Genomic DNA, 12,122 nt, shown 5'->3' with positions numbered 1-12,122 from the left:
TGGGGCCCGGAGCGTCCCCACGGGCTCGGCCCGCACAAGCGGAAAGGCTCAGTCCCCCAGGCCCGCCAGGTCCCGCAGCCGGCGCGCCTGCGCGGCCCGCTCGGCGACCCGCTGGTCCTCGTACGAGCGGCCGGCGACGCCCTGGAGCAGGGCCTTGGTCTCGATGACGGCGGAGCGCGGCGCGGCGAGCAGGGCGGCGCCGAGGTCGCGTACGGCGCTGTCGAGCTCGGCCGCGGGCACGGCGAGGTTGGCGAGGCCGATCCGCTCGGCCTCGTCCGCGTGGACGAAGCGCCCGGTGGCGCAGATCTCGAGCGCGCGGGCGTAACCCACGAGGGAGACCAGCGGGTGCGTGCCGGTGAGGTCGGGCACGAGCCCGAGGCTGGTCTCGCGCATGGCGAACTGCACGTCGTCGGCGACGACCCGCAGGTCGCACGCGAGGGCGAGCTGGAAGCCGGCGCCGATGGCGTGGCCCTGGACGGCCGCGATCGACACGATGTCGCTGCGGCGCCACCAGGTGAACGCGTCCTGGTATTCGGCGATGACCGCGTCGAGGTCCTCGTCGGATCCCCGGGCCATGTCGAGGAAGGACGGCTCTCCGTCGAAGCCCTCGGGCGTGAACGCCTGTCGGTCGAGGCCGGCGGAGAAGGACTTGCCCTCACCGCGCAGGACCACGATCCGCACGCTGCCCGGCAGTGACCGGCCGGCTTCCGTCAACGCCCGCCACAGAGCGGGAGACTGGGCGTTGCGCTTCGCCGGGTTGGTCAGGGTCACCGTGGCAACGGCGTCCTCGACGGTGAGCCGTACACCGTCCTTGTCGAGAACGAGCTGTTCGTGCTCATTGCGCTCGCGCTCGTCGTGCTCAGAGTCGTGGAGCGAAGTCATGGGGCGCCTCCGGTTCCGGTGCAGCACTGCATCCGATGCTAAGTGACTGCACAGTAACCACCCGGTCGACCTCACGGCCGACCGGGTGGCCACCGGGAGACCCGGTGGCCCGATCGAGCCGCCCCGATGTCAGGCCGAGGCCGCCTTCTTGCCCCGTGTCGCTCCGCCGCGTCCGCGCAGCGTGACTCCGGACTCGCTGAGCATCCGGTGGACGAATCCGTAGGAGCGGCCGGTTTCCTCGGCCAGCGCCCGGATGCTCGCACCGGAGTCGTACTTCTTCTTCAGGTCTGCCGCGAGCTTGTCGCGCGCGGCGCCGGTCACCCGGCTGCCCTTCTTCAGAGTCTCGGCCACCCGTGCCTCCTCATGGGAAGTGCGCTCTGGACTTCTCATGATCACCCCTCCCGGACGTCCTGGCCACCCATTCGACAAGGTCCGTGCCATTCGCTTGGCGCGCGGGGAAGCGGCCGCCACGACCGGAATTGATCATTCCGGGTGCCCCGGAACCCCTCCCACTCCCCTCCGCACCGGGAATCCCCAGGTCAGCGCCGCCGCGCGGAAACCGCAGCGGCGCGACCCCTGACGGAAGGATTCCGCAGAGGCCGCGCCGGGGGGTATGAGACGCACTCACTCAGATGAAGGATCACCCATGAGCCGAATGATTCAGCCCGGCATGATCCAACCGGGCCCGTACGGTCAGGCCAGGGCCACCAGGTCCGCGTAGTCCGCGCCCCACAGGTCCTCCACACCGTCCGGGAGCAGGATGATCCGCTCCGGGTCGAGCGCCTCGACGGCGCCCTCGTCGTGGGTGACGAGCACGACCGCGCCCTTGTAGGTGCGCAGCGCGCCGAGGATCTCCTCGCGGCTGGCCGGGTCCAGGTTGTTGGTCGGCTCGTCCAGGAGCAGCACGTTCGCCGAGGAGACGACCAGGGTCGCGAGCGCGAGCCGGGTCTTCTCGCCGCCGGAGAGCACGCCGGCCGGCTTGTCGACGTCGTCGCCGGAGAACAGGAAGGAGCCGAGCACCTTGCGGACCTCGACGAGGTCGAGGTCGGGCGCGGCGGAGCGCATGTTCTCCAGGACCGTGCGCTCGGGGTCCAGGGTCTCGTGCTCCTGCGCGTAGTAGCCGAGCTTGAGGCCGTGGCCGGGGGTGACCTCGCCGGTGTCGGGCTGCTCGACCCCGCCGAGGAGCCGGAGCAGGGTGGTCTTGCCGGCGCCGTTGAGGCCGAGGATGACGACGCGCGAGCCCTTGTCGATGGCCAGGTTCACGTCGGTGAAGATTTCGAGGGAACCGTAGGACTTGGACAGACCCTCCGCCGTGAGCGGAGTCTTGCCGCAGGGCGCGGGCTCGGGGAAGCGCAGCTTGGCGACCTTGTCGGAGACCCGCACGGCGTCCAGGCCGGAGAGCAGCCGCTCGGCGCGCTTGGCCATGTTCTGCGCGGCGACGGTCTTGGTCGCCTTGGCGCGCATCTTGTCGGCCTGGGAGTTGAGGGCGGCGGCCTTCTTCTCGGCGTTCTGGCGCTCGCGCCTGCGGCGCTTCTCGTCCGCCTCGCGCTGCTGCTGGTAGAGCTTCCAGCCCATGTTGTAGACGTCGATCGTGGAGCGGTTGGCGTCCAGGTAGAAGACCTTGTTGACGACGGTCTCGACCAGGTCGACGTCGTGGGAGATCACGATGAAGCCGCCGCGGTAGGACTTGAGGTAGTCACGCAGCCAGATGATCGAGTCGGCGTCGAGGTGGTTGGTGGGCTCGTCGAGCAGCAGGGTGTCGGCGTCCGAGAAGAGGATCCGCGCGAGCTCGATGCGGCGGCGCTGACCGCCGGAGAGGGTGTGCAGCGGCTGGGCGAGGACCCGGTCGGGCAGTCCGAGGGCGGCGGCGATGGTGGAGGCCTCGGCCTCGGCCGCGTACCCGCCCTTGGTGAGGAACTCGGTCTCCTGGCGCTCGTACTGCCGCAGGGCCTTCTCCCGGGTGGCGCCGCTGCCGGTGGCGATGCGCTCCTCGTTCTGCCGCATCTTGCGGATGAGGAGGTCGAGGCCGCGGGCGGACAGGATGCGGTCGCGGGCGAGGACGTCGAGGTCGCCGGTGCGCGGGTCCTGCGGGAGGTAGCCGACCTCGCCGGAGCGGGTGATGGTGCCGCCGGCGGGCTGGCCCTCGCCGGCGAGGCACTTGGTCAGCGTGGTCTTGCCCGCTCCGTTACGGCCGACGAGGCCGATGCGGTCACCCTTGGCGACGCGGAAGGAAGCGGACTCGATGAGGACGCGGGCGCCGGCGCGCAGCTCGATGCCGGAAGCGGTGATCACGGACAGACTCCAGGGCGGTGGGAAACGGCGGAAGGACGGCTGGACGGGGCTTCGACGCCGCTAATGCACGGGGAGAATGGCCATGCGGCCAGTCTAACGGCCCCCTGCAACTGCTTTTAGGCCACAGATCACAGGCAGGGCATTTCGCGAGATTCCCCACAGTCCCCACGAACGCCTGCAAAAGGGGTGGAAGTCGTCGGTCTCTCCGATACTCGGCAGAAACGCGGAGGGCGGTGGCCATGCAGTTCGACGACGACGCCAACCTGGACACCTCGGAGGTCAAGGACGTCCGGGGCAGCCGCGTCCCCGGCGGCAGAGCCACCGTCGGCGGCGGGATCGTCGGTGTCATCGCCCTGATCCTGGGCCTGCTCTTCGGGGTGGGCCCCGACCAGCTGGGCCTCTCCTCCGGCGGCGACGAACCGGTCGCGACCTCCTCGTCGGCGGCCCAGGTGGACCGGACCTGCCGGAAGGGCTCGGACGCCAACACCCGCGAGGACTGCCGGATCGTGGCCGTCGTCAACAGCGTGCAGGACTTCTGGCGGGCGGAGTACCAGCGGCGCGGAGGGCGGTACGGGGCCGCGTCGACCGTGATGTTCAGCGAGCGGGTCCCCACCGCCTGCGGCACGGCGAGCTCGGCCGTCGGCCCGTTCTACTGCCCTGGCGACCGGCAGGTCTATCTGGACCTCGGCTTCTTCGACGAGCTGCGCACGAAGTTCGGCTCGACCGGCGGGCCCTTCGCGCAGGCCTACGTGGTGGCGCACGAGTACGGCCACCATGTGCAGAACCTCATGGGCACGCTGGCCCGCGCCCAGGACGGCCGGACCGGGGCGGACTCCAACGCCGTGCGCGTGGAGCTGCAGGCCGACTGCTACGCGGGCGTGTGGGCGCGGCACGCGACGACCACGCCCGACGACAAAACCGGCCGGCCGCTGCTCACCCGACTCACGGACCAGGACGTCCGCGACGGTCTGGACGCGGCCGCGGCGGTGGGCGACGACCGGATCCAGGAGCGCTTCCAGGGCCGGGTGACCCCGGAGAACTGGACGCACGGCTCGGCGGCGCAGCGGCAGCAGTGGTTCCGGACGGGCTACACCACGGGCGACATGGCGCGCTGCGACACCTTCCGGTGAGTCGCGTGCGTTGTCGGTGGCGGCTGCCAGACTGAGACGCAGGTCACATCGAGAGGAAGTGATCGGGATGGCTGAGGCACCCGACATCTGTCCGACGCTGACGTACGACGACGCGAAGGGCGCGATCAGGCTGCTCACGGAGGCGTTCGGATTCACCGCGGACGCCGTGTACGAGGGGGAGGACGGCAGCGTGGTGCACGCCGAGCTGTCCTACGGGAACGGGACGGTGATGCTCGGCAGCAAGGGCACGGGCAGCGAGTTCGACAAGCTGATGACCGGCGCGGGCCCGGCCGGGGTGTTCGTCCACGTGACCGACGTGGACGAACACCATGCCCGGGCCGTGGCGCACGGCGTCGAGATCCTGATGCCGCCGACGGACCAGGACTACGGCTCCCGGGACTACATGGCCCGGGACGCCGAGGGCAACGTCTGGAGCTTCGGGACCTACGCCCCCGGCGCGGCGACCGCCGGTTAGGGGGTGTCTCGGCCGGGGCGCCCGGCCCCGGCCTCCGGCCCGCCCGTCAGGCGCCGCCCGTGTGGACCTGGAAGGCTGCCCTGCGGACCGCCTTGGCCAGGGCCGGGTCGGGGTGGGCGGCGGCGAGGGCGACCAGGACCTGGACGGTGCGGGGGTGGCCGACGGCCCGGACCTCGTCGAGCAGGGCGGGGACGGTGCCCTGGACGGCCGAGTCGAGGTGGCGCACCAGCAGGGCGCTCTCGCCGTGGTCGGCGACGGCCGCCGCGGTGTCCACCCACAGCCAGGTGGCCTCCTCGCGGGTGAGCACCTCGGGGGCGTCGTCCGGGTCGGCGCCCTCGTACTCGGCGAGCCAGAGCAGGGCGTACGGCCGGAGCGAGGGTTCCGTGAGGGCGGCCCTGACCTCGGGCTCGGCCGGGGCGCCGACGACGCGGAGGGCCTCGAAGGCGAGGCCGCGCAGCAGGGCGTCCTCGCCGCGGGCGACGGCGAGCAGCTCGGCGACGGCGCTGGAGAGGGTGCGGGCGGCGAGCCAGGCGCGGTACTCGTCCCGGGCCGGTCCCGGGCTGAGCCGGGCGCAGCCGCGGAGCATGTCCTCGGCGGACTGCTCGATGTTGCCGGCCGGGCTCTGGGCGGCGACGCAGATCTGCTCCAGCTTGACCCACACCGCCCAGTTGCCGAGCGGGGTGAGGGTGGCGTGACCGCCGTCCGCGCCCTCGCCGAGCGTCAGGGCGCCGACGGCCGCGAGACCCTTCAGCGCCCAGTCGAGCAGGGCGGGCAGGCCTTCGGCGGCGGGCGGCGTCTCGACGGCGGCGCCGGGGGCCGGGACCTCGCAGCGCTCCTCGCGGAGTTCGGCGACGCGCTGCCGCAGCAGGTCGAGCAGGCCGGCCACGGCGACGGGTCCGGCGGAGAGCTGGAGCAGGGAGAGGACCTGGGGCACGGCCTCGACGACCTCGGCGACGGCGCCCGGCACCACGTCCTCGGGGGCGGGGTGCGTCAGTGACCAGGCGTCGAAGAGGGCGACCCAGCCGCGCAGCACCGCGGAGTCGTCCCGGTCCCAGGCCTGGAGCCGCCAGCCGGGGCGGGCGGTGTCGCCGTGCAGTTCGACGAGCCCGGCGAGCCGGGCCCGGTCCCAGCCGGCCTTGACCTGTGCGGGGGTCAGGTCCAGTGCGGCGGAGGCACGTTCCCCGTCGGGGGGTGCCGTCTCGGCCTGCCGCTCGACGGCGGCCCACCGCGCGATCCGCACGGCGTCGGCCAGGACCGCCCGGGCCTGCCGGGCCAGTTCCGCCCGGGGTGGCGTCCCCTCGGGCGGCCGCGGCGCCGGGCGGGTGCGCCGGTTCGTCACGGCCCTGCGCGCGGTGGCGAGGGACCGCGGACGGACGAGTCGGAGTCTGGAGTTGCGCGCCAATGGTTCATCGGGCTTTCGAGACGTCACGGAGGCAGTCTTCCCGCTGACGGCCCGAAAGCCCAATCGGAATCCGCAACGCCGCGTCGGCGCCCTCGCCTTCGCCGCGGCGGGGCCCCGTCCGGCCCCCGCGCACCGCCCGGCCCGGCCGGGCGGACGCCGTCAGACGAGGGGGGTGAGGAAGCGGCGGAGGGCCTCTTCGTAGGCGAGCGGGTCGGCGTTCCACATGGCGGCGTGCGGGGCCTCGCGGACCGTGGTGAGGGTGACCAGGTCGGGGCGGAGCTCGGCGAGGCGCCGGGAGCGGTCCCAGGGGGCGAGGGTGTCGTCGGGGCCGTGCAGGACGAGGGTCGGGACGCGCAGGGCGCGGGGGTCGGCCGCCTCCTGGAGGCGGTCGCCGTGCAGGCCGGTCCTGCCCTGGGCCGCACGCACGGCGAGCGGCAGGAGCGGGCCGGGGACGCGGCGGGCGGAGGCCAGGTTGCGCAGGGTGGCCTCCCAGTCGAGGACCGGGGAGTCGAGGACGAGGCCGCGGATCCGGTCGCGCATCCCGGAGCTCGCCGCGGCGTGCAGGGCCATGGCGGCGCCGGTGCCCCAGCCGTGCAGGACGACGTTCGCGGCGCCGCGGCGGACGGCGTAGCGGACGGCGGCGTCGACGTCGCGCCACTCGGAGTCGCCGAGGTGTCCGAGCCCGTCGGGCGCGTCGGGCGCGCCGAGGTCGCCCCGGTAGGCGGGGACGAGGACGGGGATCTGCCGGCGGTGGAAGAAGGGGAGCAGGTTGAGCGGGTGCTCGCGGGTGGTGCCGAGGCCGTGCAGGGCGATCACCCAGGTGGCGCGCGCGCCGGGGACGACCCAGGCGGGCAGGCCGCCGAGCTCGCCGGGGATCTCGACCTCCTCGTAGGGCAGGCCGAGGGCGGTCTCGGGGGTGCCGCGGTGCAGCTGGGGGGTGAGGCGGACGCGGTCGCCGGGGGCGAGGGCACCGAGCTCGACGCGCTCGAGCCGGCGCACCACCGTGTCGGCGGTGTGCGGGACCCGGTCGAGGACGGGGCCGACGACGGCGTGCAGGCCGTCGGCCTCGATGCCGTACGTGCCCGGGCGCAGGGAGGCGAGGCTGCGGGTGAGGGTGATCCGACCGGGGCCCGTGGCGTGCACGGTGAGTCTGGGGTCTCCGGGGAAGGGCCGTCCGGACGGCACCCCGAGGGCGGCGTCGCTGGCGTACCGGCCGGCCGCCACCGCGGCCGCGCCGAGACCGATCACTGTGGTGACGGCCGCTGCCGTCGCTGTAGCCGGGCGCACGCTCCCAGTGTCCGCAGCCGGGCCCCGCCGTGCCACCGGGCGGCCCTTCCTTCGAGTGATGTGGGTCTCCCCGACGGGGTCCTCCGTGCGGCTGACGTCGTCCACGGGGCGATACGGGATGAGAGCGGGGGAAGCGGCACAGGTCGGCTCCGTACCGGAATCGCACGGATTACCCGGGGTCGCAGGGTGACCGCATCGTGGACAGGGGGGTCGCGAAGGGCGGAAACGGAATCTGCCGACACCGGTTCGGGACACCACGCCGCCCGACCCAGTTCACCTTCCGTTCACCCAGGTTGCCTACGTTCGGCTAGCCACTGACGTCAAACGATTGCCTGGGTAAATGGAACACATCACGCTGCTGCTCGCGATTGTGGTCGTGACAGCTCTCGTGTTCGATTTCACGAACGGTTTCCACGACACCGCCAACGCGATGGCGACGACCATCTCGACCGGTGCTCTCAAGCCCAAGACGGCGGTGGCCATGTCCGCCGTGCTGAACCTGGTCGGCGCGTTCCTGTCGGTGGAGGTCGCCAACACGATCTCCAAGGGACTGGTCAACGAGGAAGGCATCCAGCCCGAAGTCATCCTGGCCGCGCTCGTCGGCGCGATCCTGTGGAATCTGGTGACCTGGCTGGTCGGACTGCCCTCCAGCTCCTCCCACGCCCTGATGGGCGGCCTCATCGGCGCGACCGTCGCCTCCATCGGCGTCAGCGGTGTCAACGGCGGCGTCGTCGTCACCAAGGTGCTCCTGCCCGCGATCGCCGCCCCGCTGGTCGCCGGCCTGGCCGCGATGCTGGCCGCCCGCCTGACGTACCGCCTCGACCGGAACGCGGACGCCAAGACGACCGCGAAGGGCTACCGGGCCGGCCAGATCGCCTCCGCCGGTCTCGTCTCCCTCGCCCACGGCACCAACGACGCGCAGAAGACCATGGGCATCATCACCCTCGCCCTGGTCGCCGGCGGCACCATCGCCCCCGGCTCCAACCCGCCGGTCTGGGTCATCGTCTCCGCCGGTGTGGCGATCGCGCTCGGCACCTACCTCGGCGGCTGGCGCATCATCCGCACCATGGGCAAGGGCCTCACCGACCTCCAGCCGCAGCAGGGCTTCGCCGCCCAGACCAGCGCGGCCACGGTCATCCTGGCCTCCTCCAACCTGGGCTTCTCCCTCTCGACCACGCACTCCTGCTCCGGCGCCGTCATGGGCGCGGGCCTGGGCCGCAAGGGCGGTGTCGTCCGCTGGTCGACCGCCACCCGGATGTTCGTCGCCTGGGGCCTGACCCTGCCGGCCGCCGGTCTGGTCGGAGCCGGTGCCGAGTACGTGGCCCGCCAGGGCGACTGGGGCGTCTACACCGTCGCGACCTTCCTGGCCGCCTCCTGCCTCGCGATCTGGCTGATCTCCCGCCGCCAGGTGGTCGACCACACCAACGTCAACGACGTCGAGACCGACACCGAGCCCGCGGGCGTCGTCACCACCGCCATCGCGGCCGTCACCCCGCCGCCGGCCGGCTCCGTCGCCGCCGTCACGGACGAGGACCTCAAGGCCACCATCCCCGCGCCGGGCACGGCGGACCCGACCGCTCCCCCGGCCCCGGCCGCGGTCTGAGCAAGAGGAACAAGGAAGCAACCGCATGAAGATCGACTGGGCAGCTCTCGGCTCCGTCTTCGGAGTCAGCCTCGTGGCGACCGTCGCCCTCGTGGGCCTGTTCACCCTCGGCATCGTCGGCCTCTCCAAGCAGGAGCAGGCCGCCGCCCAGGGAGGCTCCGCCGCCCTGGCCCGCACCGGCGCCTACGCCTGCTTCGCCCTGTGCGCCGCCGCCGTGGCGTACGGCATCTATCTGATCGTCGCCTGACCCGGCGAACCGGACGACCTGACGGCCGGGCGGTCCGCACCTCGTGTGCGGGCCGCCCGGCCGCCGTGTTTGTGGTGCTTCGCACAGTGACCCGCCGCAGGTCAAGGGTGAGTTGACGGCTGTTCGCGGAGCGTGGTGGACTGCCGAGGCCAGTACGGCGGCAATGGAGAGGAAGCCCGGTGCGATTCCGGCGCGGTCCCGCCACTGTGACCGGCCCCGCGGGGCCGGGAGTCAGGAACTCTCGCCGCCGGTCACGTCGATCCAGGGCGCGGACCCTGAGTGAGGACACAGCGCCATGCCCGGCCGCCGCCCCAGACTTCCCGGCACCACCCGTGTCTACGCCTACGGAGCGGCCGCCGGCCTCGCCGTCGATCTGCTCCTCGGCGACCCCCGCCGCGGCCACCCCGTCGCCGCCTTCGGCCGGGCCGCCGCCGCGGTCGAGCAGCGCCTGCACCGCGACCACCGCGGACGCGGCGCCCTGCACACCGCCGTCTGCGCCGGCACCACCGTGGCGCTCGGCGCCCTCGCCGCCCGTACGGTACGCGGCCACCACGCCGCCTCCGTCGCCCTGACCGCCGCCTCCGTGTGGGCCGTCGTCGGCGGTACGACCCTGGGCCGCGAGGCCCGCGCGATCGGCGGCGCGCTCGCCGCCGGCGACCTGGAGGTGGCCCGCGAGCGGCTGCCCCATCTGTGCGGCCGCGACCCCCAGTCCCTGGACGGGCCCGCGATGGCCCGCGCGGTCGTCGAGTCGGTCGCCGAGAACACCTCGGACGCCGTCGTGGGCGCCCTCTTCTGGGGGGCGGTCGCGGGCGTGCCCGGCCTGCTCGGCTTCCGGGCGGTGAACACCCTGGACGCGATGGTCGGCCACAAGTCCCCCCGCTACCGGCGCTTCGGCTGGGCCTCGGCCCGCCTCGACGACCTCGCCGGCTGGCCGGGCGCCCGGCTCACCGCCGTGCTCGCCGGCGTGGCGGGCGGGAACCCCCGCGGCGCGCTGAGGGCCTGGCGGGCCGACGCCGGGAAGCACCCGAGCCCCAACGCGGGCCCGGTGGAGGCCTCCTTCGCGGGTGCGCTGGGCGTACGGCTCGGCGGCACCCTGTCGTACGGCGGACGGGTCGAGCACCGGCCCGTGCTCAACGGGGAGGGGCGGGCCGTCGAGGTGGCCGACATCGACCGGGCGGTACGGCTGTCCCGCCGGGTGACCTGGCTGACCCTGGCCGCCTGCGTGGGCGGCCGGATCCTGACGAACGCGGTGAAGCGGAGGTACGCATGAGGGGCGGGGGGCTGCTCGTCGCCGGGACCACGTCCGACGCGGGCAAGAGCGTCGTCACGGCCGGCATCTGCCGGTGGCTGGTCCGGCAGGGCATGAAGGTGGCGCCGTTCAAGGGCCAGAACATGTCCCTGAACTCCTTCGTCACGAGGGAGGGTGCCGAGATCGGGCGGGCACAGGCCATGCAGGCACAGGCCGCGCGGGTCGAGCCGACCGCCCTGATGAACCCGGTGCTCCTCAAGCCGGGCAGCGACCGCTCCAGCCAGGTCGTGCTCATGGGCAGGCCGATCGGCGAGCTCAGCGCCCGCGGCTACCACGGCGGGCGGCAGAAGGAGCTGTTCGAGCCGGTCCTCGCCTGCCTGGAGGAGCTGCGGAGCACGTACGACGCGGTGATCTGCGAAGGCGCCGGCAGTCCGGCCGAGATCAACCTGCGGCGCACGGACATCGTGAACATGGGCATCGCACGGGCGGCGAAGCTGCCCGTGGTCGTGGTCGGCGACATCGACCGGGGCGGGGTCTTCGCCCAGTTCTTCGGGACGACGGCGCTGCTCGCGCCCGAGGACCAGGCGCTGGTCGCCGGCTATCTGGTGAACAAGTTCCGGGGCGACGTGACCCTCCTCGAGCCGGGCCTCGACATGCTGCACGACCTGACCGGCCGCCGTACGTTCGGCGTCCTGCCGTACGCGCACGGGCTCGGCATCGACGAGGAGGACGGCCTGCGGGTCTCGCTGCGGGGCGCGGTGCGCGAGTCCGTCGTGGCGCCGCCGCTCGGCGCGGACGTGCTGCGGGTCGCCGTGTGCGCCGTACCGCTGATGTCCAACTTCACCGACGTGGACGCGCTCGCCGCCGAGCCGGGGGTCGTGGTGCGGTTCGTCGACCGCCCCGAGGAGCTCGTCGACGCCGACCTCGTCGTCGTCCCCGGCACCCGGGGCACGGTGAAGGCGCTGGCCTGGCTGCGCGAGCGGGGTCTCGCCGACGCCCTGGCCCGGCGCGCCGCCGAGGGCCGTCCCGTGCTCGGCATCTGCGGCGGCTTCCAGGCGCTCGGCGAGCGCATCGACGACGAGGTCGAGTCCAGGGCCGGCACGGTCGACGGGCTCGGCCTGCTGCCCGTACGGGTGCGGTTCGCGCCCGGGAAGACGCTGGCCCGACCGGTCGGCGAGGCGCTCGGCGAGCGGGTCGAGGGCTACGAGATCCACCACGGCGTGGCCGAGATGCTGGGCGGTGAGCCGTTCCTCGACGGCTGCCGCGTCGGCGCGGTGTGGGGGACCCACTGGCACGGCTCCCTGGAGTCCGACGGCTTCCGGCGGGCGTTCCTGCGGGAGGTCGCGGCGGCCGCGGGCCGCCGCTTCGTCCCGGCCCCGGACACCTCGTTCGGCGCGCTGCGCGAGGAGCAGCTCGACCGCCTCGGCGACCTGATCGAGGAACACGCGGACACGGACGCGCTGCTGCGGCTGATCGAGAAGGGCGCGCCGCAGGGGCTGCCGTTCGTGCCGCCGGGTGCGCCGTGAGGGGGCGGCCGCGCCGTGCGGCGCGGTCC

The 12,122-nt window shown here is 73.5% G+C and carries 11 protein-coding genes and 1 riboswitch; of the genes, 6 read left to right on the top strand and 5 right to left on the bottom strand.

Features of this window, described 5'->3' with window-relative positions; translation table 11 throughout:
- Window positions 1–48: 48 nt before the first annotated feature.
- The 3 genes from ACFY7C_RS15055 to ACFY7C_RS15045 all read right to left on the bottom strand — a co-directional run bounded on the left by ACFY7C_RS15055 (window position 49) and on the right by ACFY7C_RS15045 (window position 3,174).
- The gene (locus ACFY7C_RS15055; protein WP_389649256.1) at window positions 49–882 is read right to left on the bottom strand and encodes an enoyl-CoA hydratase/isomerase family protein; all 834 of its coding nucleotides are present in this window, start codon (window positions 880–882) and stop codon (window positions 49–51) included.
- A 129-nt stretch (window positions 883–1,011) separates the two neighbouring features.
- Complete coding sequence (locus tag ACFY7C_RS15050) at window positions 1,012–1,233, bottom strand: helix-turn-helix domain-containing protein (RefSeq protein ID WP_006123601.1); 222 nt, start codon at window positions 1,231–1,233, stop codon at window positions 1,012–1,014.
- Window positions 1,234–1,575: 342 nt separating this feature from the next.
- A complete protein-coding gene (locus ACFY7C_RS15045) occupies window positions 1,576–3,174 on the bottom strand; it encodes an ABC-F family ATP-binding cassette domain-containing protein (protein WP_389649253.1) in 1,599 nt (532 codons plus the stop codon).
- Window positions 3,175–3,413: 239 nt separating this feature from the next.
- On the opposite strand from ACFY7C_RS15045, the gene ACFY7C_RS15040 reads away from it, so the two are divergent.
- Both ACFY7C_RS15040 and ACFY7C_RS15035 read left to right on the top strand, forming a co-directional pair.
- Window positions 3,414–4,304 (top strand): neutral zinc metallopeptidase, encoded by an 891-nt coding sequence (locus ACFY7C_RS15040; RefSeq protein WP_389649250.1) that lies wholly within the window; start codon window positions 3,414–3,416, stop codon window positions 4,302–4,304.
- A 67-nt stretch (window positions 4,305–4,371) separates the two neighbouring features.
- The gene (locus ACFY7C_RS15035) at window positions 4,372–4,779 is read left to right on the top strand and encodes a VOC family protein (RefSeq protein WP_389649247.1); all 408 of its coding nucleotides are present in this window, start codon (window positions 4,372–4,374) and stop codon (window positions 4,777–4,779) included.
- A gap of 46 nt (window positions 4,780–4,825) precedes the next feature.
- Here ACFY7C_RS15035 and ACFY7C_RS15030 read toward each other — a convergent pair whose 3' ends face one another.
- Window positions 4,826–6,208: a hypothetical protein gene (locus ACFY7C_RS15030; RefSeq protein WP_389649244.1), complete on the bottom strand. Its 1,383-nt coding sequence runs from the start codon at window positions 6,206–6,208 to the stop codon at window positions 4,826–4,828.
- Window positions 6,209–6,340: 132 nt separating this feature from the next.
- Window positions 6,341–7,468 (bottom strand): alpha/beta hydrolase, encoded by a 1,128-nt coding sequence (locus ACFY7C_RS15025; RefSeq protein ID WP_389649241.1) that lies wholly within the window; start codon window positions 7,466–7,468, stop codon window positions 6,341–6,343.
- 340 nt (window positions 7,469–7,808) lie between these two features.
- On the opposite strand from ACFY7C_RS15025, the gene ACFY7C_RS15020 reads away from it, so the two are divergent.
- The 4 genes from ACFY7C_RS15020 to ACFY7C_RS15005 all read left to right on the top strand — a co-directional run bounded on the left by ACFY7C_RS15020 (window position 7,809) and on the right by ACFY7C_RS15005 (window position 12,093).
- On the top strand, window positions 7,809–9,071 hold the full coding sequence (locus tag ACFY7C_RS15020) for an anion permease (protein WP_389649238.1): 1,263 nt from the start codon (window positions 7,809–7,811) through the stop codon (window positions 9,069–9,071).
- Window positions 9,072–9,096: 25 nt separating this feature from the next.
- Window positions 9,097–9,318, top strand: a complete 222-nt coding sequence (locus ACFY7C_RS15015; RefSeq protein WP_327377098.1) for a hypothetical protein — start codon at window positions 9,097–9,099, stop codon at window positions 9,316–9,318.
- Between the two features lie 127 nt (window positions 9,319–9,445).
- A riboswitch (cobalamin riboswitch) is annotated at window positions 9,446–9,579 on the top strand.
- Window positions 9,580–9,613: 34 nt separating this feature from the next.
- Window positions 9,614–10,588 carry a cobalamin biosynthesis protein gene (locus ACFY7C_RS15010; RefSeq protein WP_389649235.1) on the top strand — a complete coding sequence of 325 codons (975 nt, stop codon included), beginning with the start codon at window positions 9,614–9,616 and terminating at the stop codon, window positions 10,586–10,588.
- Window positions 10,585–12,093, top strand: a complete 1,509-nt coding sequence (locus ACFY7C_RS15005) for a cobyric acid synthase (protein ID WP_389649233.1) — start codon at window positions 10,585–10,587, stop codon at window positions 12,091–12,093. The genes ACFY7C_RS15010 and ACFY7C_RS15005 overlap by 4 nt, the downstream gene beginning before the upstream one ends.
- Window positions 12,094–12,122: the final 29 nt, after the last annotated feature.

Source organism: Streptomyces sp. NPDC012769, assembly GCF_042901205.1.
Taxonomy (GTDB): Bacteria; Actinomycetota; Actinomycetes; order Streptomycetales; family Streptomycetaceae; genus Streptomyces.
The sequence above is the reverse complement of the archived record's forward strand: the minus strand, read 5'-3'. Positions and strand labels throughout refer to the sequence as shown.

Coding starts and splice junctions, on each gene's coding strand:
- ACFY7C_RS15055 (WP_389649256.1), bottom strand. CDS start 882: ATGACTTCGCTCCACGACTCTGAGCACGACGAGCGCGAGCGCAATGAG.
- ACFY7C_RS15040 (WP_389649250.1), top strand. CDS start 3,414: ATGCAGTTCGACGACGACGCCAACCTGGACACCTCGGAGGTCAAGGAC.
- ACFY7C_RS15035 (WP_389649247.1), top strand. CDS start 4,372: ATGGCTGAGGCACCCGACATCTGTCCGACGCTGACGTACGACGACGCG.
- ACFY7C_RS15020 (WP_389649238.1), top strand. CDS start 7,809: ATGGAACACATCACGCTGCTGCTCGCGATTGTGGTCGTGACAGCTCTC.
- ACFY7C_RS15015 (WP_327377098.1), top strand. CDS start 9,097: ATGAAGATCGACTGGGCAGCTCTCGGCTCCGTCTTCGGAGTCAGCCTC.
- ACFY7C_RS15010 (WP_389649235.1), top strand. CDS start 9,614: ATGCCCGGCCGCCGCCCCAGACTTCCCGGCACCACCCGTGTCTACGCC.
- ACFY7C_RS15005 (WP_389649233.1), top strand. CDS start 10,585: ATGAGGGGCGGGGGGCTGCTCGTCGCCGGGACCACGTCCGACGCGGGC.